General features: G+C 67.8%; 19 protein-coding genes and 1 tRNA gene. 7 read left to right on the top strand and 13 right to left on the bottom strand.

From position 1 onward, the window contains the following. Positions 1 to 3: 3 nt before the first annotated feature. Genes ACH0AE_RS12765 through ACH0AE_RS12745 form a run of 5 tightly spaced genes read right to left on the bottom strand, consistent with a single transcriptional unit; the run spans position 4 to position 3,659 of the window. Positions 4 to 336, bottom strand: a complete 333-nt coding sequence (locus tag ACH0AE_RS12765) for a hypothetical protein (protein WP_294443032.1) — start codon at positions 334 to 336, stop codon at positions 4 to 6. Then, the gene (locus tag ACH0AE_RS12760; RefSeq protein ID WP_294443033.1) at positions 312 to 1,298 is read right to left on the bottom strand and encodes an SDR family oxidoreductase; all 987 of its coding nucleotides are present in this window, start codon (positions 1,296 to 1,298) and stop codon (positions 312 to 314) included. The genes ACH0AE_RS12765 and ACH0AE_RS12760 overlap by 25 nt, the downstream gene beginning before the upstream one ends. Then, a complete protein-coding gene (locus tag ACH0AE_RS12755) occupies positions 1,295 to 1,711 on the bottom strand; it encodes a cupin domain-containing protein (RefSeq protein WP_294443034.1) in 417 nt (138 codons plus the stop codon). The genes ACH0AE_RS12760 and ACH0AE_RS12755 overlap by 4 nt, the downstream gene beginning before the upstream one ends. A 60-nt stretch (positions 1,712 to 1,771) precedes the next feature. Further along, the gene (locus tag ACH0AE_RS12750; RefSeq protein WP_294443035.1) at positions 1,772 to 3,094 is read right to left on the bottom strand and encodes an AarF/ABC1/UbiB kinase family protein; all 1,323 of its coding nucleotides are present in this window, start codon (positions 3,092 to 3,094) and stop codon (positions 1,772 to 1,774) included. Continuing rightward, positions 3,084 to 3,659: a metallophosphoesterase family protein gene (locus ACH0AE_RS12745; RefSeq protein WP_294443036.1), complete on the bottom strand. Its 576-nt coding sequence runs from the start codon at positions 3,657 to 3,659 to the stop codon at positions 3,084 to 3,086. The genes ACH0AE_RS12750 and ACH0AE_RS12745 overlap by 11 nt, the downstream gene beginning before the upstream one ends. Positions 3,660 to 3,696: 37 nt before the next feature. On the opposite strand from ACH0AE_RS12745, the gene ACH0AE_RS12740 reads away from it, so the two are divergent. Then, positions 3,697 to 4,692 carry an MBL fold metallo-hydrolase gene (locus ACH0AE_RS12740; RefSeq protein WP_294443037.1) on the top strand — a complete coding sequence of 332 codons (996 nt, stop codon included), beginning with the start codon at positions 3,697 to 3,699 and terminating at the stop codon, positions 4,690 to 4,692. Positions 4,693 to 4,783: 91 nt separating this feature from the next. On the opposite strand, the gene ACH0AE_RS12735 is transcribed toward ACH0AE_RS12740, so the two are convergent. The 3 genes from ACH0AE_RS12735 to ACH0AE_RS12725 all read right to left on the bottom strand — a co-directional run bounded on the left by ACH0AE_RS12735 (position 4,784) and on the right by ACH0AE_RS12725 (position 10,960). Then, the gene (locus tag ACH0AE_RS12735) at positions 4,784 to 5,464 is read right to left on the bottom strand and encodes a nitroreductase family protein (RefSeq protein ID WP_294443038.1); all 681 of its coding nucleotides are present in this window, start codon (positions 5,462 to 5,464) and stop codon (positions 4,784 to 4,786) included. Between the two features lie 227 nt (positions 5,465 to 5,691). Next, a complete protein-coding gene (locus tag ACH0AE_RS12730; protein ID WP_294443039.1) occupies positions 5,692 to 7,530 on the bottom strand; it encodes a DUF885 family protein in 1,839 nt (612 codons plus the stop codon). 61 nt (positions 7,531 to 7,591) lie between these two features. Further along, positions 7,592 to 10,960: an amidohydrolase family protein gene (locus ACH0AE_RS12725; protein ID WP_294443040.1), complete on the bottom strand. Its 3,369-nt coding sequence runs from the start codon at positions 10,958 to 10,960 to the stop codon at positions 7,592 to 7,594. Positions 10,961 to 11,071: 111 nt separating this feature from the next. On the opposite strand from ACH0AE_RS12725, the gene ACH0AE_RS12720 reads away from it, so the two are divergent. Further along, positions 11,072 to 12,172: an SDR family oxidoreductase gene (locus ACH0AE_RS12720; protein WP_294443041.1), complete on the top strand. Its 1,101-nt coding sequence runs from the start codon at positions 11,072 to 11,074 to the stop codon at positions 12,170 to 12,172. Between the two features lie 9 nt (positions 12,173 to 12,181). Here ACH0AE_RS12720 and ACH0AE_RS12715 read toward each other — a convergent pair whose 3' ends face one another. The 3 genes from ACH0AE_RS12715 to ACH0AE_RS12705 form a co-directional block, all read right to left on the bottom strand. After that, positions 12,182 to 13,186: an NAD(P)-dependent alcohol dehydrogenase gene (locus ACH0AE_RS12715; protein ID WP_294443042.1), complete on the bottom strand. Its 1,005-nt coding sequence runs from the start codon at positions 13,184 to 13,186 to the stop codon at positions 12,182 to 12,184. Positions 13,187 to 13,330: 144 nt separating this feature from the next. After that, the gene (locus ACH0AE_RS12710; RefSeq protein WP_294443043.1) at positions 13,331 to 15,055 is read right to left on the bottom strand and encodes a DEAD/DEAH box helicase; all 1,725 of its coding nucleotides are present in this window, start codon (positions 15,053 to 15,055) and stop codon (positions 13,331 to 13,333) included. 77 nt (positions 15,056 to 15,132) lie between these two features. Beyond that, positions 15,133 to 16,431 carry a glycosyltransferase gene (locus ACH0AE_RS12705; protein ID WP_294443044.1) on the bottom strand — a complete coding sequence of 433 codons (1,299 nt, stop codon included), beginning with the start codon at positions 16,429 to 16,431 and terminating at the stop codon, positions 15,133 to 15,135. A gap of 208 nt (positions 16,432 to 16,639) precedes the next feature. On the opposite strand from ACH0AE_RS12705, the gene ACH0AE_RS12700 reads away from it, so the two are divergent. Next, complete coding sequence (locus tag ACH0AE_RS12700; protein WP_294443045.1) at positions 16,640 to 17,182, top strand: phosphatase PAP2 family protein; 543 nt, start codon at positions 16,640 to 16,642, stop codon at positions 17,180 to 17,182. A 49-nt stretch (positions 17,183 to 17,231) separates the two neighbouring features. Here ACH0AE_RS12700 and ACH0AE_RS12695 read toward each other — a convergent pair. Next, positions 17,232 to 17,306 (bottom strand) — tRNA-Thr (locus tag ACH0AE_RS12695). A gap of 95 nt (positions 17,307 to 17,401) precedes the next feature. Here ACH0AE_RS12695 and ACH0AE_RS12690 point away from each other — a divergent pair. Further along, positions 17,402 to 17,539 carry a hypothetical protein gene (locus tag ACH0AE_RS12690; protein ID WP_294444481.1) on the top strand — a complete coding sequence of 46 codons (138 nt, stop codon included), beginning with the start codon at positions 17,402 to 17,404 and terminating at the stop codon, positions 17,537 to 17,539. A 52-nt stretch (positions 17,540 to 17,591) separates the two neighbouring features. Here ACH0AE_RS12690 and ACH0AE_RS12685 read toward each other — a convergent pair whose 3' ends face one another. Beyond that, positions 17,592 to 19,394: an aminopeptidase P family protein gene (locus ACH0AE_RS12685; protein ID WP_294444480.1), complete on the bottom strand. Its 1,803-nt coding sequence runs from the start codon at positions 19,392 to 19,394 to the stop codon at positions 17,592 to 17,594. 134 nt (positions 19,395 to 19,528) lie between these two features. Here ACH0AE_RS12685 and nadB point away from each other — a divergent pair, with 134 nt between their 5' ends. The 3 genes from nadB to polA all read left to right on the top strand — a co-directional run bounded on the left by nadB (position 19,529) and on the right by polA (position 25,294). Further along, positions 19,529 to 21,109, top strand: a complete 1,581-nt coding sequence (gene nadB, locus ACH0AE_RS12680; protein ID WP_294444479.1) for an L-aspartate oxidase — start codon at positions 19,529 to 19,531, stop codon at positions 21,107 to 21,109. A 124-nt stretch (positions 21,110 to 21,233) separates the two neighbouring features. Next, positions 21,234 to 22,349 carry a serine hydrolase gene (locus tag ACH0AE_RS12675; protein ID WP_406875781.1) on the top strand — a complete coding sequence of 372 codons (1,116 nt, stop codon included), beginning with the start codon at positions 21,234 to 21,236 and terminating at the stop codon, positions 22,347 to 22,349. 164 nt (positions 22,350 to 22,513) lie between these two features. After that, positions 22,514 to 25,294, top strand: a complete 2,781-nt coding sequence (gene polA, locus ACH0AE_RS12670; RefSeq protein ID WP_294444477.1) for a DNA polymerase I — start codon at positions 22,514 to 22,516, stop codon at positions 25,292 to 25,294. The last annotated feature ends 27 nt before the right edge of the window (positions 25,295 to 25,321 follow it).

Genomic DNA, 25,321 nt, shown 5'->3' with positions numbered 1-25,321 from the left:
TGCTCAGTGGGGCGCGGTAATCGCCGCATACCAGGCGGCATAGGGCGTGTTACGGGCGAGGCGGCGATTCAGATCCGGTGCGCCATCCTGCCACCAGACCGGCCCACGCTCGCCGAGAGCGATCTTGGCCGCGTTCACCGCGGCGTGGGCAATTGCCAGTGCGGCCTCGTCGCCGCGCTTCTTCGCCGTCCCGACATCGCGACGTGCGGCCATCAGCTGCTGCACGAGATGCTTGCGTTCACCGTCCGGCAGATCGGGGTTGGTGCGCCGCCATAAACGACCGCGCACGACGATGTAGCGGCCGTCCGGCGTTACGGGCGGTGGTTCTTGCGCCACAGAAATGCGCCCAGAGCCGCTGCGCCGAGCAGCCCGGCACCTGCGGTTAGCGCAGCTGCGCGTCGCTGGTCGGGACGGCGGCGGCCGCCATCGACGCCGCTGACATCGTTGGCCGTGTCGAAGATCGCGCCGCTGCTGTCGTCCGCCCGCTCCGCCTTTCTCGACCATACATCCATGAAGCCGTTCATGATCGCGGCGTTGAGGTTCGGCACGGCAAAGTCGCCGAGCTTGAGCGCCAGCGCCGGCGCACCGATCGCAGTGGTATTGCGCGGGCGATGGGCGAGGCGGACGATCGCCTTGGCGACCGTTTCCGGTGCCAGCGCACCCGGCGGAAGCGATAACCGCGCGCCGGTGTAATTGCCGGCATGGTCGATGCCGGGCGTGTCGACGAAGGTGGGATAGACGTCACAGATGTGGATTCGCGGCTTCTTCGACAGCTCGCCGCGCAACGCCTCGCTGAAGCCGCGCAGCCCGAACTTGCTGGCGGAATAGGCCGCGGCATAGGGCGTTGCGACGAACCCGCCGACCGAGATCATGTTGACCCAGATGCCGTGATCCTGCGAAAGGAAGATCGGCAGCACCGCGTGCGCATCGTTCATGTGGCTGACGAGGTTCACGTCGATCACACGCGCATGATCGGCGATCGGCGCCTCATGATATTTGCCGACCACGCCGACGCCGACGCAGCTGAACCACAGATCGATCCCGCCGAGATGATCGCGCGCCTCGGCGGCGAAGGATGCGACCGCGCCAGCATCCGTCGTGTCGAGCACACGGATCTCGGCCGCGCCGCCTTCGCCGCGGCAGCTGCGCGCGATGCTCTCCAGCCCCGCCATCCCACGCGCCGCAAGCATCAGCGTTGCGCCTTCGCGCGCAAAGGCGAGCGCGGTGGCGGCGCCGATGCCGCTCGACGCGCCGGTGATGACGACGCGCAGCGGCTGGCCGGGCGTGGCGGCGCTCATCGGCCGACCGCTTCCTTCACCTTTTCGGCTGCCTTGGCGAGCAGGCCCTTTTCGGCCTCCTCCGCTTCTTCCTTGGTCTTGAAGGCTGCGCCCTCGGGCTCTGCGGGCGGCGCGTAGACCGAGAACAGCTTCAGTTCGCCCGAACCCTTGTTGATCACATTGTGCTCTGCGCCCTTGGGAATGACGACGAGATGGTTCGGGCCCGCCTTGGTGGAGTGGCCGTCGATCACGACCTGGGCATCGCCGGCGACGATGTACGTCGTCTGATCGGCGGAGTGCGTCTCCATGCCGATCTCCTCGTCCGCGGGGATGCTCATCAGCACGATCTGGATCTTGCGATCGCGATAGACCTCCTTCTGCCACAGGGTGTTCTTGGTCGCGAGGTCGATCATGTCCTTGTTGAAGATCGCCATGGGGTAGCTCCTCTTGTGTCGCAGAGCCCGACGAATGAGCGGCGCGGGCGTTCCGGCGGATCAGAAGGCGGGGCGAAACTTCTCGATCATTGTCCGTATGTCGACCTTCGCCTTCAGCCGCGCGCAGAGAAGGGCAGTGCCGCTGACCTTTCGCTGCACGAACAGGGTGTCGATCGGAGGCAGGTGCCAAGTGCCGCGATCCTGCGCCATGACTGCGGCTTCCTCGCGCAGCACGGCGACGAAGGCGCGGTCGCCGAAGTCGAACGGGCCGGGGCGCGACAGTTCGGCGAGGAACACAGCGATCATGCGATCTACAATGGCGTGGTGGCGTTCCGCGGCGGCGGCGCCGACGAAGCCCGCCGAGACCGCCGCCTGACGCACGCGATCCTTGTCGCCATCAAGGGCGGCCATCAGCAGGCGGTGATAGCCCTGCTGGGTTTCGGGCTGCACCTGCCGTGTCGCACCGAAATCGAGCAGAATCAGGCGTTCGCTGTCGCCCTGCCAGCGATAATTGGCGAAATTGGGATCGGTCTGCATGACGCCCCACTCGAACAACTCGCGCAGGACGAGCGAGACGAGCGCCGCCGCAGCGCGATCGCGCTGTTCCTGCGGGGCATCCTCCAGCGTCTCGATCCGTTCGCCGGGGATGAAATCCATCGCCAGCACGCGCGACGTGCTGAGTTCGGGCGCGGCGGCGGGCAGGACATAGGCGGGATCCTGATCGACCAAGCCGCGATAGCGATCGAGCATGCTTCGTTCGCGGACGTAATCGGCCTCTTCATGAAGCTGCCGTTTCGCCTCGGTAAGCAGCGGCGCGATATCGAGTTCGCGCGGAAGCAGGCCGGAGACGCGCAGCAGAGTCGCGACATTGTCGACGTCGGCATCGATGCTTTCCGCCACGCCGGGATATTGCACCTTGATCGCCAGCATGCGGCCGTCTGGCAGCTCGGCGCGGTGGACCTGGCCGATCGAGGCGGCGGCGATCGGGTGCGCCTGGAAATGGCGAAAGCGGCGGCGCCACTCGCGGCCCCATTCGCCGGTGAGCACGCGATCGAGCTGCTGCGGCGGCATGTGATGCGCATTGTCGCGCAGCCGCGAGAGGATCTGCGTCAGCTCCGCGGGCAGAAGATCGCCCGCGTCCATCGAGATCATCTGCCCGAGCTTCATCGCCGCGCCGCGCAGGTTGGAGAGCTGATCGGCGACGCGGGTGGCGTTGGCGGGGGTGAGCAGCATGTCGCTGACGCGCGGGCGCTCGCCCGACGCCAGGCGCCGTGCGCCCTCCGCCACCATGCCGCCGGCGACGCCGCCGGCGAGCCGCCCGAAACTGCCGAAGCGCGACAGGCGCCCGCTGGGGACGGCCCGGCCGCGCCGATCATCTGCCATGAGAAGCTTCCTTTCTGCCGCCCGCGAGCAATTGCGCGAGCGTGAGGGGGGCGAAATCCTGGGCGTCGACGCCGACGTCATATTGCCGCGGCATCGCCTTCAATCGCCCGTGACTGTGACCATGAAGGTTGAGCGCGCCGCGGCCCTGCGCGTTCCACGATCGGAATGGATAATGGCACAGAACGAGGCGGCGACCGTCCACCTCAAGCTCAGCATAATCGCCGACACTGGACCAGCCGGCCGAGGCGAGCGTCGCATCGGGATCGTTGTTGCCGCGCAGCAGGTGCTTGGTGCCGTTGAGCTGCGCAAGGAGTGCGGGAACATCCGCCGCGCGGCGCGCGACATCGCCGAGGTGCCACACCACGTCATCGGGCGCGACCACCGCGTTCCAGCGCTGGATCAGTGCTGCGTCCATCTGCGCGACCGAGGAGAACGGCCGGCGCTGGATGTTGATGGTGCGATGATCGCCGAAATGCGTGTCGGCCGTGAAGAAGAGGCGCGGGGCGGGTTGCTTGTCGGGCACGCGGCGGGAACGAGCGACGGGCGCGGGCGGTTCACGCGTCATGGCACGCTGATGCGTGGGCGGAGGGACAGGCCGGTCAATGACGCGCAAACGATATTATACCGGGCCGGTGAGCGACCATTTCGATGGCGTGCGCTTCTTCAATCCGAACCAGCCGCTGAACGACCGCGGCTTTCGCGATATTCTGCGCTGGCGACGTGACGGGAGCGGGGTGCCGTGGGCGCCGCACGTGCCGGTGACACAGGCGAAGCCCGAGTCGCGCGTCGACGGCCTGCGCGTGACGATGGTCGGCCATGCATCCTTGCTGATCCAGGCGGCGGGGCGGAACATCCTGACCGATCCCTTGTGGTCGGAGCGCGCGAGCCCGTTCCAGTTCATCGGGCCGAAGCGAGTGACGGCGCCCGGCATTGCGTTCGAGGATCTGCCGCCGATCGATGCGGTGCTGATCAGCCATTGCCATTACGATCATCTCGACGTGGCGACGCTGCGGCGGCTGCAGGCGGTGCATGCGCCGGTGATGGCGATGCCGCTGGGCAATGACACAATCGTGCGCGGGGCGGTGCCGGGCGCGCGCTGCATCGTCGGGGACTGGTGGGACGGGTTGCCGCTGTTCGATGGCTTCGCGACGACGCTGACGCCGGCATATCATTGGGCGAACCGGGGGCTGAACGACGTTCGGATGGCGTTGTGGGCCGGCCATTATCTGACGACGCCGGCGGGCAGCGTGTGGTTCGTCGGCGACACCGGCTATGGCGACGGGGCGATCTTTCCGCCGGTGCGCGAGCGGCTGGGCCGCCCTGACGTCGCACTGATCCCGATCGGATCGTACGAGCCGCGCTGGTTCATGGCGCCGCAGCATGTGAACCCGGAGGAAGCGGTGCGGATCTTCACCGCCGCCGGGGTGGGACGTGCGCTCGGCATCCATTGGGGCACGTTCAAGCTGACCGACGAAGCACGCGAGGCGCCGCGGGAGGCGCTGGGCGAGGCACTGGCAGCGGCAGGGATCGCGCGCGAGCGGTTCGTGGCGGCAGAGGTGGGCGGGGTTTACGACTTCCCGGCGCGCGAGGCCGGGTGAGATGCCTCGCCGCCTACCCCTCAACGTCGCGAGGGGACGAACGGGAGGGCGCAGCGCGTCCGGCCCCGGCATCGCCGGGGCGCCGGGTTGGTTACTCGGCGAAGCCGACGAAGCGGGCGGCCTCGCTGACCGGCTTGCGCCGGGAGACGACGGCATTGGCGGGGAAGCTTTCGTCGGGCCAGCCCATGGCGACGCAGGTCTGGATCACCTGATCGTCGGGGATACCGGCATGTTCGCGCACCACCGGTGACTGCATGATCCCCTGGCTGTTGATGACGCAGCCGAGGCCGCGTGACCAGGCAGCGTTGACGAGTGCGTTGACCACGGCGCCGCAATCGAACGGTGCGATGTCACTGCCCAAGAGCACGCGATCGTAGGTGACGACAATCGAGACCGGCGCATCAAACTGACGGAAACCGCGCAGCACCCAATCGTGGCGCTTTTCCTTGTCGTCGCGCGCGATGCCCATCGCGCCGAACAACTGCTTGGCGATCTCGATCTGCCGTTCCCGATGCGCACCGCCGTAATTCTCGCCCTTGCGGAATTCGCGCGAGTCCGGGACGCCGGCGAGATTGCGTTCGGTGTTGCCCTGGCGAATGCGATCGAGCGGCTCGCCCGTGACGACGGTGAAGTTCCACGGCTGCGTGTTAAGCGACGAGGGCGCGCGGGAGGCCAGCGCGATGATCTCCTCGATTAGCGCGCGGGGCACGGGATCGGGCTTGAAGCCGCGGATGCTGCGGCGGCCGTTCACGACATCGTCGTAGGTTTTCATTCGTACCTCTCTCATTGCGATCCGGTTTCTTCACCGTTCGTGGCGAGCGTAGTCGAGATACGGGGTGTAGGCGATGGCGCTTGGCGCGCGCCCTTCGACAGGCGCGAGGCGAAGGGGGGGCATGGCGGTCGCGCGGAAGGCGTTGGCGACAAACCATCCCCCCGCCCCCCACAAACGCGAGGAGAGATTTTAGGACCCCTCCCGCACGCCGGAGGGGAGGTTTGGCGTCAGGCCTTCAGCATGCGCTCCGTCACCATGCGTTCGAGGATGGTGAGCGGGAGGGGGCCGTCGAGAAGCACGGCATGGAACTGGCGCGGATCGAAGGCGGCGCCCTGCTTCGCCTTCACAGCATCGCGCAGACGGGCCCAGACGGTGTGGCCGATCTTGTAGCTCGTCGCCTGGCCCGGCCAGACGGTGTAGCGATCGATCTCGTTCTGGCTGCGGCCGCGCGCGATGCCGGTGGTGGCGATGAAATAATCGGTCGCCTTCTCCCGGCTCCAGCGCTTGTGGTGCATGCCTGAATCGACCACGAGGCGCGTCGCGCGGAACAGCAGCGACTGGAGGTAGCCGACCTGGCCGAGGGGATCGCCCTCGTACATGCCCATTTCGTCCGCCAGCTGCTCCGAATAGAGCGCCCAGCCTTCGGTGTAGCCGCTGAAACCGCCGTTGCGGCGCAGGAGCGGGATGCTTTCGGATTCGAGTGCCAGCATCACCTGGAGGTGGTGGCCGGGCACCGCCTCATGATGCGTCAGCGTCGCAAGGCCGAACTTCGGCCGATCGAAGCTGTCGCGCAGGTTGATGTAATAGATGCCGGGGCGCGAACCATCGAGCGTCGCATTCTGATAATAGCCGCCGGGCGCGCCAGCCTCGATCGACTTGGGCACGCGGCGCACCTCGACCGGTGCCTTGGGCAGCGTGCCGAACTGTTCGGGGAGCCGCTTCGACATGGCGATGACCTGGGCGTTGAGCTGCGCGATCAGCTGTTCCTTACCAGCGTCGGTGTTGGGATAGACCTGATCCGGGCGCTTGTTGAGCGCGACGAGCCGCTCGCCGACGCTGCCCTGCGTCATTCCCTGGCCCTTGAGGATCGTGTCGATCCGGCCGCTGATCTCGGCCACCTGCTGCAGGCCGAGGCGGTGAACCTCCTCGCCCGACATGGCGACGGTGGTCGCGGCCTCAATGCTGGCGGCATAATAAGCCTCGCCGTCGGGCAGGCGCCACACGCCCGCATCATGCGTCGCGCGGCCGCGCAGCTCGGTGACGAGCGCGCGCTGGCGATCGAGCGCGGGGAAGACCTGATCGTTCATGATCTTCGTCGCTTCCGCGACCCGCGCATCGGTGAGGTTCGCGGCCTTGAGCTTCGTGACGAGCGCGGTGACCGGGACGGTGGCGGCGGCCGGCTGATCCCGCAGCGAGCCCATCAGCTTCAGCGTGGTATCGAGGATGTAATCGGGCGCGAACACGCCGCGCGCCGCATCGGCACGCTGGCGCTCGGTATCCTGATCGATCGCGGTGGCGAAGGCCGCTACGCGCGCGACATAGGCGTCGGCATCGGCGGCATCCTTGATGCGATGCTGCGAATCGAGGAAGTCCGGCACTTCGCGATAGGCGCCGGTCAGCTGGGTGACGATGAAGGGCGCGAACCGGCCCATGCTGGCGCCATAGGTGAAGCGCTCCCCGCCCGCGATGCTGCGCTGGAGCTGGTAGAGGACGACCTCGTAATCGAGTTTTGCCGCCGGTGAGAGCGAGGCGGGGTTGATCGTGCGCAGCTCGGCCAGTTCGCGCCTGGCCTGCGCGAGCTCGGCCGCGGCGCCCTTGGCCGAGGCGTCGCTGAGCTTGCTCTTGAGCGGGGCACGGGCGCCCTCGTCGAGGCCGAGCGCGGTGGCGCCTTCGGGGCTGGCATCGATGCGATCGTAGAAGATGCGATCGAGCAGCGTGCGCAGCTTCGCGTCATTGGGGTTGGTGCCGGTGGCTGCGGTGGCAGCGGCGGCTGCATTGGCGGCCGCGGGGATGCTGGCGGCGAGCGCGGCGGCGCCGGTGCTGCCGAGGAAAGTGCGACGATCCATTCAAGATCTCCTGAAGGGGAAAGGGCGCTCGCCCACGGGCGGGCGAGCGCGAAGGCGGCAATCAGTTGGCGGCGCTGGTTTCCCAGAAATAGCGGCCGCGCTTGGCGGTGCCGGTCGCGACTTCGTTCAGCGTCCTGGCATCATAGAGCCGCCCGCCGAGCATCACCTGCGCGACCTTGTCGCTGTTGCGGATGTTGGTCGTCGGGTCAGCATCGAGCACGACGAGATCGGCGAGCTTGCCGACTTCGAGCGAGCCGATATCCTTCGCCATGCCGAGCGATTGCGCAGGGACGATCGTGCCGGCACGCAGCGCCTCCAGCGGGGTCATCCCGCCGCGCACGAACGACCACAACTCCCAATGCGCGCCGATGCCGGCCTGCTGGCCGTGCGCGCCGATCGAGACGAGCACGCCGCGCTTGGCGAGCTTGTGCGCCTCGCGGGCATTGTCGTCGTCGAAATAGTCGCCCTCCGGCGCCTTGATGCGGCGGGCGTTGTCGGCGCGCAGCCGCGCCGGCGGGGTGTGCGCCTGAAGCAGCGGATGGGCGAAGACGTCGGTCTCCTGGCGCCAGTAGGGGTCACCCGCGAGGCCGCCGAAGCTGACGATGAGCGTCGGCGTATAGTTGGTCTTCGACTGCGAGAAGAGCTGCAGCAGATCGTCGTAGAAGGTCTCGAGCGGGATGTTGTGCTCGAGCGTCGAATTGCCGTCGACGATATGCGTGACGTCGAGCCCGTAGAGCGAGCCGCCCTCGGCGACCACCTGCATGTTCTCGCGGCGGGCCGCCTCGGTCACCTGCTGGCGCTGATCGCGACGCGGCTGGTTGTAGTTCTTCACGCTGTGGCCGCCCTGCGCCTTCAGCCGGCGCACGTGCGAGAGCGCATCGTCGAGGCTGTCGATCTGCGCATACACGTCGGCCGCCTTGGCACCGTACACCACTTCGCCGGTGGAGAAGATGCGCGGCGCGAGGATCAGACCGGCGCGCTGATATTCCGACGCGGTGAAGATCTCGCTCGAACGGTTCGAGGGATCGTGGATCGTCGTGGTGCCGAGGGCGAGGTTCTGCATCATCGACCAGTTGCGCTGCGGCACCAGCTCGTCGCTCCCCGCCGGGCCGTGCGCGTGCGCATCGACGAGGCCGGGGATGATCGTCTTGCCGGCGGCGTCGACCGTCGTGGCCCCGGCGGGGATCGGCGTCGAGGCGCGCGGGCCGACCGCGACGATGCGATCACCGCGGATCACCACCACGCCATCGTCGATGATGCCGCCATCCTCGGCCGCCATGGTGACGAGCCGCGCGCCGGTGATCGCGACGGTGCCGCTGGGCTTCACCGCCGCCTGCTCCATCGCGAGGCTGACGCCGGTCGTCGGCGGGACGAAGCCGGGCGCCCCCTCCGCGCGCGGTTCGGCGGGGAAGAGCTGCGCGGTATCGACGGTGTAGAGCGTCGGCCCGAGGCTCCAGTGGAGGCGCGTGCCATCGTTCGACCAGTGGATGTAATCCGCGCCGCCCGCGCTGACGCGCGTGACCGGCAGCGCCTTCGCGTCCGGCGACAGGCCGACCGACTGGCCGCCCGGCATCAGCGGCACGACATAGGCCGCGTAATTCTGGCGGAAGGCGACGTACTCGCCGGTCGGCGAGACGATATAGTCGGTCGCAAGCTCGCCATTCGCATGGGCGCGCTTCGCCTGGCCCGACAGATCGGTGCTGACGAGCTGGCGCACCGACTTGCCGTCCTTACGCTCATCCTCGAGCATGAAGATGCGGTCGCCGCTGGCGGCGAATTGCGGCGAGGCGGCGCCGAGCGCGATGCGGCTGATCGCGCCGCCGGTAGCCGCGACCCGGTACACGCCGGCATCCTCTGACCATTTCGGGCTGGTGAGCCCGCCATGGCTGGTGCGCTCGAAGACGATCGTCTTGCCATCGGGCGAGAAGCGCGGGCGGGCGTAATGGCCGGGCTGGCTCGTCACGTCACGCGGCGTGCCGCCAGCGGCGCCGACCACGCGGATGCGGCCGAGGCCATCGTCGGTCCAGCAGACGAAGACCAGGGTCTTGCCGTCACGCGACCAGCTGGGGAACAGTTCGAAGCCGTCGTCGCCGCGAGTGAGGCGACGTGCGGCCCCGCCGGCGACCGGCTTCACCCACAATTTGCCGAGCGTTTCGAACACGACCTGGAGGCCGTCGGGCGAGACGCTGGCGAAGCGCGGCATGGCGGTGGTGAAGCGATCGGGCGCGACCGCGATCTGCGGGTGCGGCGCATCGATCACGCCGCGGGTGTCGTTGATCGTGAACGGGATCTCGCGCGCATTGCTGCCGTCGGCGTTGATGCGGCGGATCTTGCCCTTGGCCCAGAAGACCAGCCCCGAATTGTCGGGCAGCCACGCCATGTTCGGATAGACGCCGGTGACCGCCCAGGTCTCCTGCGAATCCTGATCGAGATCGTCGTAGATCTTGCGCTCCTCACCCGAAGCGAGATCCTTGACGTAGAGCTTCGAGCGGGTCGCTTCGCGGCGGACGAAGGCGATCTTCTTGCCATCGGGCGACGGCGTCGGGCGGACCGCGCCGCCAGCACCAGTGACGGCCTTGCTGACTTCGCCGGTTTCGAGATCGTAGCGCTCGATATCGAACAGGCCGGTGTTCGAATCCTGTGCATATTCGAAGATCGGGCCGGGCGTGACGTTCTTCGTGTAGAAGACCGACCTGCCGTCCGCGGCGTAGATCGGCTCGCCAAGCTCCTTCTGGTGCGCTTCGCTGGGGCGCTTCACCAGCTGGACGCCGGCGCCGCCGGAGACATGATACATCCACACTTCGCCGGTGCCGAGAGAGCGGCCGGTGGTGAAATGCTTCTTGGCGACGATGAAGCGGCCGTCCTTGCTCCAGCTCGGCTGGTTGAGGAGGCGGAAATCCTCGCGCGTCACCTGGCGCTTGTCGCTGCCGTCGAGGTTCATGACCCAGATATTGTCGCCACCGCCGCGATCCGAGGTGAAGGCGATGCGGCGGCCATCGGGCGAGAAGCGCGGCTGCACTTCATAGGCGAGGCCTTCGGCGATCCGCGTCGGCGTGCCGCCGGTGATCGGCATGGTGTAAATGTCGCCCAGCAGCGCGAAGGCGATGGTGCGCCCGTCGGGGCTGACGTCCACGTCCATCCAGCTGCCCTCGTTGGTGCGGATCGGCACCTGGCGGATGGTGGCGCCGGCGGGGGCGTTCACGTCCCACTTGGCGGCCTTGCCCGCCGCTGCCGGCTGGCTGCGCGCGACGGAAGCCGTGGAAGGAGCAACCGGCGTGGGGAGCGCATCGCTGGGCGGTGCCTGCTGCACACTGCGGTCTTCCGGCGCCTGCGTCTGCGCGGTGGGCGGGGCCTGAGTGGAGACTTGGGCGGGCGCTCCGTGTGCCGCGAGCGCAATAAGGGAAACGAACGACGCGGCGTAGAACTTCATGGAACCCCCGGAAACGGCAAGAATATTGCCGCACTATCCCTTCGGGTGTTGCAATGGCAATGCCGCAGATCAAAGCCGCGAAACGCGGTTGGTTGTGGCGGGAGAGGGATGATGCGCGCACCAACGGTGCTGATCGCAGGGGCGAGCGGCGTGATCGGGCAATCGGCCGTGGCGCGCTTCGCCGAGGACGGATGGCGAGTGATCGGCGTATCGCGCCGGGCGCCGGACGTGATCCCGCAAACCGCCTACGAACATGTGTCACTGGACCTGCTGGACGAGGACGCCTGCCGCGCGGCGGCCGGGCGCTTCGCGGGCGTCACCCATGTCGTGTACGCCGCGCTGTACGAAAAGCCTGGGCTCTATGCCGGCTGGTTCGAGCAGGACCAGATGGACACCAACCTAGCGATGATGCGCAACCTGATGACGCCGATGCTGGAAGCCGCGCAGGAACTGCGCCACGTCAGCGTATTCCAGGGTACCAAGGCCTATGGCGCGCATCTGCACCAGATACCGGTGCCGGCGCGGGAAAGCTGGCCGCGCGATCGCCACGCCAATTTCTACTGGCTGCAGGAAGATTGGATGCGCGCCCGCCGTGCCCTGGCTGACTGGGCGCTGACGATCTGGCGACCGCAGGTGGTGTTCGGCGGCGCGAGCGGCGTGGCGATGAACATCGTGCCGGTGCTTGGCGCCTATGCCGCAATCTGCCGCGAGCTGGGCCTGCCGTTCGCTTATCCGGGACGGCCAGGAGGCCTCAGCGAAGCGGTGGACGCCGACCTTATCGCGGATGCGCTGCTATGGGCCAGCGAGGCGTCCGCGGCACGGGACGAGACGTTCAACATCACCAATGGAGATGTTTTCACGTGGGCCGATACATGGCCGGCGATAGCGCGCGCGGTGGGGCTGGAGCCGGCCTATGGCGAGCCGTTCGCGCTGGTCGATTTCCTGCGGGAGCATGAAAGCGTGTGGGACGGGCTGGTAGCGCGACATGGGCTGCGCGCCGGACCCTTGCGGGACCTGATGGGGAAATCGCACCATTATGCCGACCTGTTGTTCGGCATTCATGCGCCGGCCAAGGCGGCGCGTGCGCCGGTGCTGGTAAGCACGATCAAGCTGCGGCAGGCGGGCTTTGGCGGATGCATCGATACCGAGGCGATGTTCGCCAAGTGGCTCGGCCGGCTGGCCGAACGGCGGGTCATCCCGACGCCCGGCTAGGCGCGGGTCCTAGATGTCGAGCACGATCTTGCCGAAATGCTTTCCGGATTCCTGGTGGCGGAAGGCGTCGGCGATCTGTTCGAGCGGGAAGTGACGGTCGATCACGGGCTTGATGCCGTTCGCCTCGATCGCGCGGACCATGTCCTGCTGATGGCGGCGGGCACCGACGGTGAGGCCGATAATCCGCTGGTTGTTGTGCATCACCATCACCGTGGGGATGTGCCCGCCAATGCCCGCAAGCACGCCGATCAGGGAGATGTGGCCGCCGGTGCGTGTCGCGATGATGGACTGCGGCATGGTGCCCGAGCCGCCGATCTCGACGACATGGTCGACGCCGCGGCCGCCCGTCATGCCACGCGCGACCTCGCCCCAATGCTCTTGGCTTTTGTAGTTGATGAGGTGATCGGCGCCCATGCTGCGAAGCCGTTCGAGCTTCTCGTCGGAGGACGACGTGGCGATGACGCGGGCGCCGGCCGCCTTGGCGAACTGAAGTGCGAAGATCGAGACGCCGCCGGTGCCCTGGACGAGGACGGTGTCGCCGGCCTTGACGTTGCCGTTGACGACCAGCGCGCGCCATGCGGTGAGGCCGGCGCAGGTGAGCGTCGCCGCCTCCGAATCCGAATAGCCTGCAGGCGCGCGGGTGAAGGCGGTGGCGGCATTGGTGACATATTCGCGCGCGAAGCCATCCGCCATGTCACCGGGGACATCGCCCATCACTTCCCGCTCCGGCTCGCCATCCATCCAGTGCGGGAAGAAGGTGGAGACGACCTTGTCGCCGACCGCGAACTCGGTCACGCCTTCGCCAACCTCGATCACCTCGCCGGCGCCGTCCGACATGGGGACGCGGCCGTCGGGTGTTGGGATCATGCCCATGACGACGGCATAATCGTGGAAGTTGAGCGAACTCGCGCGGACGCGCACGACGATCTCGCCGCGGCGGGGGGCGACCCGTTCGGTCTCGGTGACCTGAAGGCGATCGAGGCCGCCGGGCTTCTGCAACTGGATCGTGCGCATCTTACTCTCCCCATGGCACTGATGGCCGTTTGTGTTTGGGGTAGAGACGGCGCCAGGCGCGTGCAACGGGAATTAAGTCGACGCGATTAATTTGTGGGCGAGAGGATGCGTGGCGCCCCGCCGGTCAGCGGGGCGCCAGCGTCATCAGTGACGGTCGTTGCTGCGGCGTGGCCCGCCCCGCGCCGGGCCGCCGCGCGAGGGGCCGCTACGTGCCGGCCCGCGCTGATACTGGCGGGCTCCCGCCGGCGGCGGGACGGTGCCGCCGCTCATCGGCCGGTCCGAAACCTCGAACAGCACGTCGTCCTCGGGGCTCGCAGTCTTGGCCACGGCCGACTGGAACTTCGCAGCCAGCGCGCGCGGGACCTGGAAGGCGGTTTCGTTCGGCCCGATGCGGATCGCGCCGACATCGTTCTTCGTCAGATTGCCGCGGCGGCAAATCAGCGGCAGGATCCAGCGCGGATCGGCGTTCTGACGGCGGCCGAGGTTCATGCGGAACCAGACCACATCGTCAAAGCCCGGGCGGTGCTTCTCGCGCTGGGCGGCACGGTGTGCCTCCGGCGTCGCGGCAACGATCTCCTCCGGCGCGGGCATGGCGGCGCGATAGGCACGGACGAGGGCACCGGCGATTTCCTCCGGCGTCTTCTCCGCCATCAGCCGCTCGGCGAGCGCCTGATCCTCTTCCTCCACTTCGATCGGCGCAAGCAGCTGTTCCAGCAGCCGTTCGCGATCCTTGGCGCGCACGTCCTCGGGCGTGGGTGCCGGAACCCATTCGACCGGGATCTTGGCGTTGCGCAGCATCGATTCGGCCCAGCGACGGCGCTGGTACGGCACGATGAGCACGGCGGTGCCCTTCTTGCCGGCACGCCCGGTGCGGCCCGAACGGTGCTGAAGCGTCTCGCCGTCGCGCGGCAGTTCGACGTGGATGACGAGGCTGAGGCTCGGCAGGTCGATGCCGCGCGCGGCGACGTCGGTCGCGACGCAGACGCGGGCGCGGCGATCGCGCAGCGCCTGGAGCGCGGCGTTGCGCTCATTCTGGCTATGCTCGCCCGACAGCGCCACGGCGGCAAAGCCGCGCTCGACCAGGCTGGCGTGGAGGTGGCGGACGTTGTCGCGCGTCGCGCAGAACAAGATCGCCGTCTCCGCCTCGTACAGGCGAAGGAGGTTGATCACCGCATGTTCGATGTCCGACGGGCTGACCGCGACGGCCTGGTAGCTGATGTCGCCATGGCCGCGGTCTTCCTCCACCGTGGAGATGCGCAGCGCGTCCTTCTGGTAGCGCTTGGCAAGCTGCACGATCGGCTTTGGCATGGTTGCCGAGAACAGCAACGTGCGGCGAGTCTCCGGCGTGCCGTCGAGAATTTCCTCGAGATCCTCGCGGAAGCCCATGTCGAGCATCTCGTCCGCCTCGTCGAGCACCGCGACCTTGAGCGCGGAAAGCTCCAGCGCACCACGCTCGAGATGGTCGCGCAGGCGGCCGGGCGTTCCGACGACGATATGCGCGCCGTGGTTGAGGTTCCGGCGCTCCTTGGAGGCGTCCATGCCGCCGACGCAGGTGACGATGCGCGCACCGGTCGGGCCATAGAGCCAGATCAGCTCGCGGCTGACCTGGAGCGCGAGTTCGCGAGTCGGCGCAATGACCAGCGCATGCGGCTCGCGCGACGGGATGATGCGATCATCCTCGCCGAGGAGCTCGGGCGCCATGGCGAGGCCGAAGGCGACGGTCTTACCCGAACCGGTGCGGGCGGAAACGATGAGATCACGTCCGGCGGCCTCGGGCTCGATGACGGCGGCCTGGACCGGAGTAGGCTTTTCATAGCCGCGCGCGGCGAGTGCGCCGGCGAGCGGCGCGGGTAAACTGGAAAATGGCATGACTGCCGATAACATGGGCAGCGGCCGGCGCATAGCAAGGCGTCGGCCGCTACGTTCGCGGACGAATTCTGCCGCTGTCAGGCGGGGGAGAGCGCCGGCTGGACAAGGTCGGTGAAGAGGCTTTCAACGCGGCCGTTGAGGCTGTGCGAGGCGAAATCCGCCGCCATCGCCGCTGCGCGCTGGCCAAATTCGGGCGTGGCGAGGACGTGGCGCACCGCGGCGGCGATTTGCGGTGCACCCGGCGTATCGGTGCCGAGCGCTAGACCGACGCCGGCGCGGCTGATTCGCATCGCCACCTCGCGCTTGTCCTCGCTCAGCCCCGCCTGGACCAAGGGCACGCCATGGCTGAGCGCCATCGTCACCGCGCCCCAGCCGCCGTTGGTGACCAGAAGATCGAGCCGCGGCATCAGCCAGTCGAACGGCAGGAACGGAGCGACACGCACATTCGCGGGAAGCGGACCGAGGCTGTCCGCCGGCTGGCCGGTGAGGGTTGCGACGACCAAGACACCGGGTTCGTCGGCGAGCGCCTCGATCGTCGGGCGGATGAGGCGCAGGTCGGCATTGGCGACGGTCCCCTGCGTGACCAGGACGACGCGGCGCGTACCGTCGAGTTCGTCTGCCCAGTCGGGAAGGTCGCGCAGCGCCGCGGGCGGCGGCGTGCTGCCGATGAAGCGTAGGTTCGGCGGTGGCGCGCGGCGCGGTATCTCGAGCGCGGGGACGCCGACCTGAAGGAAAAGATCGGGCAGCGCGATCATCGCGTCATAGAAGGGGAGCGGCAGCCCGGCGAGGCCGAGATCGCCGAGCATGTCGTTGATCAGGCCGTCGATCGGATCGAACCATTCCTCCTTCGCCTGATCGCACAGATCGCGATAGGCGGCATACTCCTCGTTGGTGCCGGCCGGGGGCAGGCCGGAGAAGATCGGCGCGAAATCCTCCCGCGACCATTGCAGGAAGGTGGCGCCGACATGCGCCACTGCCGGACGTTCCGCGCGCGGGCGCATCAGCAACGGAAGGGTGGCAAAGCCCATGCTTTCGCCGATCACGAGGTCAGCGGGAAACCGGGCGAGGAGATCGCAGAGCCCGCGGTATTCTTGCGCCATGCGGCCGACGAACAACATCTCCCACCCGCGGCGGCGCTGCGCGAAGCGGTGCGGCGGGGCGCTGGGCGGCGGAGAGAAGCGGCCCATGTCGGAAAAGTCGACGTCCGCCTCTGCAGGATAAGGGGCAAAGTCGAAGCCCTGTCGCTCAACGAGGGTGCGATGCGCCCTGGATGCATAGGCAACCACCTCATGCCCGGCCTCCACCAGCGAGCGGCCGAGCGCCAAGACGGGGGCAAGATGGCCGACGAAGGGAGCGGCGGTGACGATGACTTTCATGGATCAAGCATTTCGGCTGCGATGGGGCGGCTTTTTTGCGGAGCAGAGAGTTGCAGCGGCGTTGCGCAGCGGCGCGGCGGGGTTGTCTTCGTAACACAAGCCCTGGGGCCCGGGTGCCCACCCTCTCCACGTGCACGGGCAGTGCCTTATTGCGGGGTAATGCATGCCAAGTCATGATCACGCCGGATTGCCGAGAAGGAGAGGCATGATGCGCGCGCCAAACCGGGTCCTGCTGTGCCTTGCGGGCGCGACCCTGGCATGTCCGGCGGTCGCCGGGGACCGGGACGGCTGGGATGACAGCGGCAGCATCGCGCGCGACGTGCTGGTCGTCGCAGCGCTCGGCGTGCCGGCGATCAAGGGGGACTGGAAGGGCGACGTGCAGGCGATCGCCAGCATCGGCAGCGCCTATCTCGTCAAGACGGCGCTGAAGGAGACGATATCGTCACGCCGGCCGGACGGGAGCGACAAGCGCAGCTTTCCCTCGGGCCATGCCTCCATGTCCTTTGCGTCGGCTGCGACTTTGAACAACCGCTACGGCTGGAAGATCGGATTGCCGGCACATGCCGTGGCGGTGTTCGTCGGGGTGTCGCGGGTGAAGGCGAAGCGCCACCGCTGGGGTGATGTGCTCGCGGGGGCGGCGATCGGCGAAGCATCGGGGCTGCTGCTCACCCGCAAGCTCAACCCCAACGTCTCGCTGGTGCCCTGGGGTGACACCAAGAGCGGTGGGGTTTCGCTGTCGATGCGCTTCTGAGTCGCGCTGGTGAGCCCCCGGCGTGGGGAGGTTCAGAAATCGGAAGAAATGGTGCTGCCGGTGAGGATTGAACTCACGACCTCAGCCTTACCAAGGATGCGCTCTACCACTGAGCTACGGCAGCACTGGCCGGCGACGACTTGGCCGCTGGCGGAGGGCGCCCTAGAGACGAGCCGCGATGGATTGTCAAGGCGTTGCCGCCACGCAATAGCGAACAACATGGAAAGCAAGGCGGAACGCGACGCGCGGCTTGGCGCTGCGCTGAGGGCGAATCTCAAAAGGCGCAAGGAACAGGCGCGCGGGCAGGCGGCGGTTCCGGCCGATCAGCCGACGCCGCCCCAGCCCAAGAACGCCTGATCGCGCGCATCGCGTCACTTGGAGACGAGCCCCTAAATGACGGCTTAATCGGTCAGGCGAGGCCGATCGGCGCGCAGCGGCCGGCGAGCCAGTCGCGATCCGCCTCAGGCAGCACCGGGCCGAGCGTTGCCGCGACACGAGCGTGATAGCGGTTGAGCCATGACAACTCCTCCACCGTCAGTAGCGCCGGTTCGATCAGATCGCGGTCGATTGGCGCGAGCGTGAGCGTCTCGAAGCCAAGCATCACCGCCTCGCCGCCGGGGATCTCGCGCTCGCCGACCAGCAGCAAATTCTCGATGCGGATGCCGTATTCGCCGGCCTTGTAATAGCCGGGCTCGTTCGAGAGGATCATGCCCGGGAGCAGCGGTTCCGATGGGCCGCCACCCGGGTAGCTCGGCTTCGCGATTCGCGCCGGTCCTTCGTGCACCGAGAGGTAGCTGCCGACGCCGTGGCCGGTACCGTGGGCGAAATCGAGCCCCGCCTGCCACAGCGGCAGCCTGGCAAGGGCGTCGAGCTGCGCGCCGGTCGTTCCGTGCGGGAATACCGCCGTTGCGAGCGCGATATGGCCCTTCAGCACACGGGTGAAGCGATCGCGCATTTCAGGCGTGGGCTCGCCGATCGGGACGACACGCGTCACGTCGGTGGTGCCGTCGTCGTACTGGCCGCCCGAATCGATGAGATAGAGCTCACCCACCTTGATCGGCAGGCTCGATTCCTTGGTGACGTGATAATGCGGGATCGCGCCGTGCGGGCCGGTGGCGGAGATGGCGTCGAACGACAGATCCTTGAGGAGCCCGGTTTCGCGGCGGAATTCCTCAAGTTTCGCCGCGGCGGAAAGCTCGGTCTGGCCGCCCTTGGGCGCTTCGATCGAGATCCAGCGCAGGAACCGCACCAGGGCGGCGCCATCGCGCAGGCTGGCCGCCCGGTGCCCGGCCTGCTCGACCGGGTTCTTGGTCGCGCGCGGGATGACGGTCGGATCGCGCAGCGCGACGACCGTGCCGCCGCCCGCCTCGATCGCCAGCGGGATGGCGGCGACCGACAGTGACGGATCGACCGCGACTCGCTTGCCGGCGAACTGCTGCAGCGCGGGCGCGAAATCCCGCCGGTCATGTACGCGCACCGCATTGCCAAGGTGCTTGGCAACCTCGTCGGTCATCTTCTCGGGCGCGATGAAGAGGTCCGCTGTGCCGTCGGCGTTCACCACCGCATAGGACAGCGCGACGGGCGTGCGCGACACGTCTCCGCCGCGGACGTTGAGCAGCCACGCCGTCGACTCGAGCGCGGCGAGAACGACCGCGTCGGCCTTCTGCTCGGCCAGCCAGTCGGCCACCGCGGCGCGCTTCTCGGCGGAGGAGCGGCCGGCGTGCGCGTCGTCATGGACGCTGAGCTTGGCGTCTGAGGGCGCCGGTTGATCCGGCCAGATCGCGTCGACCGGGTTCGTATCGACGGGCACGAGCGTCGCCCCGACGGTGGCGAGTGCCTTCGTCGCCTCGTCCACCCAGGCGCGGGTGTGGAGCCAGGGATCATAGCCGATCCGGGCATCCTGCTTCACATGGCCAGCGAGCCAGCCCGACACGCTGGTTTCCGGCACGCCGACGAACTGCCAGTCATCGGCCGAGACCTGTTCGCGCACCTGAAGCGTGTAACGCCCGTCGATGAAGATCGCCGCTTCCGCCGGCAGCACCACCGCGGTGCCGGCCGAGCCCTGGAAGCCGGTGAGCCAGGCGAGCCGCTGCGCATAGGCACCGACATATTCGCTCATATGCTCGTCGGTCAGCGGCACGACGAAGCCGTCGAGCTGCTGGCGGGCAAGCTGCTCGCGGAGGGCGGCGAGACGGGCGGTGTAGGTGGACATGGAGCTTCCTTGCAAACCAACCCACGCCCACCTCACAAGGTCAGGTGCCGCGCGGGAACATCGTTGCCCGATATGGCAGATGCCGGCGCTTCGTGCCATGCAGCCCGGATGGTTCTTCCTCCCCAGAGCCGCGCATGACGAGCGCGGACGTGCTTATCGTCGGATCGGGTGCCGCGGGGCTAACCGCGGCGCTCAACCTTGCCGCTCGATTCAAGGTGGTCGTGCTGGCGAAGGGCGCGCTCAACGAAGGGTCCACCGCCTGGGCGCAGGGCGGGATCGCCGCGGTGCTGGAGCCGGGCGACACGTTCGAGAACCATGTCGAGGACACGATGGTAGCGGGCGCAGGGCTCAATGACCGCGAGATCGTCGAGTTCGTGGTGGAAAATGCGCCGGCGGCGATCGAGCGGCTGCAGAAGCTGGGCGTGCCGTTCGCGCAGGAGGGGAATGCGCTGCATCTGACGCGCGAGGGCGGACATTCGCACCGGCGCATCGTGCACGTCGACGACGCGACCGGCTGGGCCGTGCAGGAGGCGCTGCAGCGGGCGGCGGAGGCGCATCCCAACATCACGCTCGTGCCCGATCAGGTCGCGATTGACCTGGCGACCAGCCGCCACGAGGAACGCTATTCGGGCGCCGGCAACGTCTGGGGCGTCTATGCCGTGGATCGCAAGAGCGGCCATGTGAACCTGTACACAGCGCGCGCCACCATCCTGGCGACCGGTGGGGCGGGGCGGACGTATCTGTTTTCCACCGCGCCGCGCGGCGCGACGGGGGACGGGATCGCCATGGCGTGGCGCGCGGGTTGCCGCGTCTCCAACATGGAGATGATGCAGTTCCACCCGACCTGCCTCTACAACCTCGACGTCAAGAATTTCCTGATCTCCGAAGCGGTTCGCGGCGAGGGCGGGCGGCTGATCAACCCGCTGAACGGCCACCGCTTCATGGTGGATTATGATCCCGAGCGGCTGGAGCTCGCGCCACGCGACGTAGTCGCGCGCGCGATCGATGCCGAGATCAAGCGTTACGGCCTCGATTATGTCCATCTCGACATCAGCCACCAGCCGGCGGATTTCGTGCGCGGGCATTTTCCGAACATCTATGAGAAGCTGATCGGGCTGGGCATCGACATGACGATGCAGCCGATCCCTGTGGTCCCCGCACAGCATTATACCTGCGGGGGCATCATCGTGGACCGCGACGGGCGCACCGACCTGCCCGGCCTGTATGCGGCGGGCGAGTGCACCGAGAGCGGGCTGCACGGCGCGAACCGGCTCGCCTCAAACTCGCTGCTGGAATGCTTCGTCTTCGGTGAGGCGGCGGCGCAGCATATCGCGGCGCACTGGGATGCGCTGCCGCCGGTGCCGAAGATCCGTCCGTGGGACGAAAGTCGGGTCGCCGATTCCGACGAGGAAGTGGTGATCAAGCAGAACTGGACCGAGATCCGCCGCTTCATGTGGAACTACGTCGGCATCGTGCGCACGACGAAGCGGCTGGAGCGGGCGCAGCACCGCATCAAGATGCTGACCGCCGAGGTAGAAGATTACTACGGCCATTTCCGCGTGACGCCGGACCTGATCGAGCTGCGTAACCTGCTGCAGACGGCCGACTTGATCGTGCGATCCGCGCTTCACCGGCGCGAGAGCCGCGGACTACATTTTACGCTCGATTGGCCGGAAACACTCGAAGAGGCGGTGGATACCGTGCTCGTTCCCTGATCTGGCGAGCATCCATCGCGCGTGAGGCGCCGTTCATCGCAGAACGGGTAAGGCCCCGTTTTCAATGGCGCTTTTCCCTATAGCGTGTCTTTCCATGACAGGGCGGGGCAGGCACGGACGGATGATGGCGCGATTGGCCGCTGTGGCAGGCGTGCTTTCTCTCGCCGCCTGCGGGGTGGAAGAGCGCCCGACACAGACCTCGAGAGCGCCGGCGCCCGCGCCCGCTTACGTCGTCGCTATTCCGGTCCCGGCGCCGCGCCCGCTACCTGTTAATAACGCCCCGCGGCCGATCGAGACTGCGATCCAGCAGCTGGTGCGCGAGTTCCCGGGCACCGCCGGCGTCGCGGTGCGCGCGGTGGACGAGGGATGGACGGTCCACGCCAATGGCCGTCAGCGCCTGCCGCAGCAGAGCGTGAGCAAGCTGTGGGTGGCGATGACCGTGCTGGACCAGCGGGACAACGGCCGGCTGCGGCTCGACGACCCGATCAGCGTGACGCCGGCGGACCTGACGCTGTTCCACCAGCCCAGCGCCTATCTGGTGAAGGGCGGGGTGTGGAACACGACCGTCGGCAACCTTCTGAACCGCGCGCTGACGCAGAGCGACAATACCGCCAACGATCGGTTGCTGACCCTGGTCGGTGGGCCGAGCGCGGTGAAGGCGTTCATCGAGCGCAAGCAGCTGGGCGATATCCGCTTCGGCCCGGGCGAGCGGCTGCTCCAGGCGGGCACGGCGGGGCTGACGTGGAACCAGTCGATGAGCGTCGGCAACACGTTCCAGATCATGCGATCGCGCCTGTCACCCGCGGTGCGCGCGGCGGCGATGCAGGCGTATATCAACGATCCGCCCGACGGCGCGGCGCCGCTGGCGATCGCGGACGCGCTGGCACGGCTGGCACGCGGCGAGCTGCTGTCGGAAACCTCGACCCGGCTGCTCATCTCGACGATGGAATCGAGCCGCACCGGACGGGCGCGGCTGAAGGCCGGCCTCGCCCCGGGCTGGGGCCTCGCGCACAAGACGGGCACGGGGCAGGAGCTTGGCCAGCGCAATGCCGGGTTCAACGACGTCGGCATCCTGACCGCGCCGGACGGGCGGCGCTATGCCGTGGCGGTGATGATCGGTGACACGATGCGGCCGATGCGCGAGCGCCAGCAGCTGATCCAGGCGGTGTCGGCCACCGTCAGCGGCTATCGCGGGGCACCGACGATCGCGTCGCGCGACAGCGACGATCCGGAGAGCTGAGCGCGGAAAAGCCGTACAACCGCGTGCGGCAATGGCGTTCGCGCGGTGGCGTGATGCGCGCCGACGGTTGACGATGGTTCGGAATGGCGACGCGGTGGCACGCCTTGGCGGGCGAAAGGTATCACCGTTTGTTCCATGCGCGCCGATCGGCTAAGCGGCGCATCATGCCGCATCTCTATCTCGTCGACGGATCGAGCTTCATCTTCCGCGCCTATCACGTGCTGCCCAAGCTCACCAACAAGCATGGTGAGCCGGCCGGCGCGGTCTATGGCTATACGACGATGCTGTGGAAGCTCGCCAACGACCTGCACAAGGCTGACGGGCCGAGCCACCTGGCGGTGATCCTCGACAAATCCGAGCATACGTTCCGCAACGAGATGTTCGACCAGTACAAGGCGCACCGGCCGCCGGCGCCCGAGGATCTGGTGCCGCAATTCCCGATGATCCGCGACGCTACCCGCGCCTTCTCGCTGCCGTGCATCGAGGAGCAGGGCTGGGAAGCGGACGACCTGATCGCGTCGTACAGCAAGGCGGCGCTGGCGCAGGGCTGGCAAGTGACGATCGTCAGTTCCGACAAGGACCTGATGCAGCTGCTGACCGAGCCGGGCATCGACATGCTCGACACGATGAAGGACAAGCGCTTCGGCCCCGAGGACGTGGTGGAGAAGTTCGGCGTCGGGCCGGACAAGTTGGGCGAAGTGCTGGCGCTGATGGGCGACAGCGTCGACAATGTGCCGGGCGTGCCGGGTGTGGGCCCCAAGACGGCGGCGAAGCTGATCCTGGAGCATGGCAGCGTCGAGGCGGTGCTGGCGGCCGCGCCCGAGATGAAGAAGGGCAAGCTGCGCGACAGTCTGATCGAGCATGCCGAGATGGCGCGGCTGAGCCGCAAGCTGGTCGAGCTCGCCTGCGACGTGCCGCTGCCGCACCCGCTGGAGGAAATGGCGCTCGACGGTATCCCGGAGGCGCCGCTGCGTGCGTTCCTGGAGCATCATGGTTTCAAGTCGCTGCTGACGAAGCTGGCGGCGGAGCAGAACGAGGGCGTGGACCCGACGCCGCCTGAGCCCGCGGGCGTGCCGCACGAGGAAGATCCGCCGTGCGACCATGACAATTACGAAACGGTGGTCGACGTGGATGCGCTCGACAGCTGGATCGCGGCGGCGCGGCACCAGGGCTGGGTGGCGATCGATACGGAGACGACCGCCAAGGATCCGATGCTGGCCGAACTGGTCGGCGTGTCGTTGGCGCTGGCGCCGAACCGCGCGTGCTACGTACCGCTGGGCCATGTCGGCGAAGGCGGGGCGAGCGACATGTTCGCGCAGAAGCCGGCGCAGCTCGACCGCGAGGTGGCGCTGGCCAAGCTGAAGCCGCTGCTGGAGGACGCGTCGGTCCTGAAGATCGGGCACAACCTGAAATATGACCTGATCGTGCTGGGCCGGCTGGGGCTCACGCTGGCGCCCTATGACGACACGATCGTGATGAGCTTCGACCTCGACGCCGGGCTTCACGGGCACGGCATGGACGAGCTGGCCGCGACGCATCTGTCGCACAGCTGCATCGCCTACAAGGACGTGACGGGCACGGGGAAGAAGGCGATCGGCTTCCACGAAGTCGATCTGAAGGCCGCGACCCGCTATGCTGCGGAGGATGCGGACGTGACGCTGCGGCTGTGGCGCCGCTTCCGCCCGCGCTTGCCGATCGAAAGCGTGACGCGGGTGTACGAGATGGTCGACCGGCCGCTCGTCGCCGTGATCGCGCGGATGGAGCGGCATGGGATCAAGGTGGATCGCGAGCGGCTGGCCGGGCTTTCCAAGGAATTCGCCACCCAGATGGCCGAGCTGGAAGGCGTGATCCACGGCATCGCCGGCGCGCCCTTCACCATCGGCAGTCCCAAGCAGCTGGGCGATGTCCTGTTCGAGAAGATGGGCATCAAGGGTGGGCGCAAGGGCAAGAGCGGCGTCTATTCGACCGACGTCAACGAGCTTGAGCGGATCGCGGCGGACAAGGATTCGCCGGGCAAGGAGATCGCCGCGCGGGTGCTGGACTGGCGCCAGCTGTCGAAGCTGAAATCCACCTATACCGATGCGCTGCAGGAGCAGATCAACCCGGCGACGGGCCGCGTCCACACCAGCTATTCGCTGACCGGCGCGCAGACCGGGCGCCTGTCATCCACCGACCCCAATTTGCAGAACATCCCGATCCGCACCGAGATCGGCCGGCAGATCCGCGACGCTTTCGTGGCAGAGCCGGGCAATGTGATCCTGGCGGCGGACTATTCGCAGATCGAGCTTCGGCTGGCGGCGCACATGGCCGACGTGCCGGCGCTGAAGGAAGCCTTCGCGCGCGGCGACGACATTCACTCGCTGACCGCGCAGGAGCTGTTCGGCACGGTGGATCGAGACACGCGCGGGCGGGCCAAGACGATCAACTTCGCGATCCTCTACGGCATCAGCCGCTGGGGCCTTGCCGGGCGCCTGGACGTGACGGCGGACGAGGCGCAGGCCATGATCGACCGCTATTTCGAGCGCTTCCCGGGCATCAACCGCTATATCGCCGAGACGCTGCAGGCGGTGCGCGAGCAGGGCTTCACCACCACCCTGTTCGGCCGCAAGACCCATTTCCCGCGAATCAGGAGCAAGGTGCAGCACGAGCGGCAAGGCGCCGAGCGTGCGGCGATCAACGCGCCGATCCAGGGCACGAGCGCCGACATCATCAAGCGCGCGATGGCGCGGATGGAGCCGGCGCTGGCCGAGGCCGGGCTGACCGGCACGCGCATGCTGCTGCAGGTGCACGACGAACTGGTCTTCGAGGTGCCCGAAAGCGAAGTCGAGGCGGCGAAGCCGGTGATCGAGCGCGTGATGGCGACCGCGGCCGAGCCGTCGGTGAAGCTGGACGTGCCTCTGGCGGTGGAAATCGGCACCGGCGTGAGCTGGGGGGCGGCGCATTGAGCGGCGAACAGCGCGAGGCCGGCAGGA

This window comes from Sphingomonas sp. 179-A 2A2 NHS (genome assembly GCF_045371305.1).
In the GTDB taxonomy this organism is placed as follows: Bacteria; Pseudomonadota; Alphaproteobacteria; order Sphingomonadales; family Sphingomonadaceae; genus Sphingomonas.
Note: the sequence above shows the minus strand (reverse complement) of the source record. Positions and strands in the feature narration are given on the sequence as shown.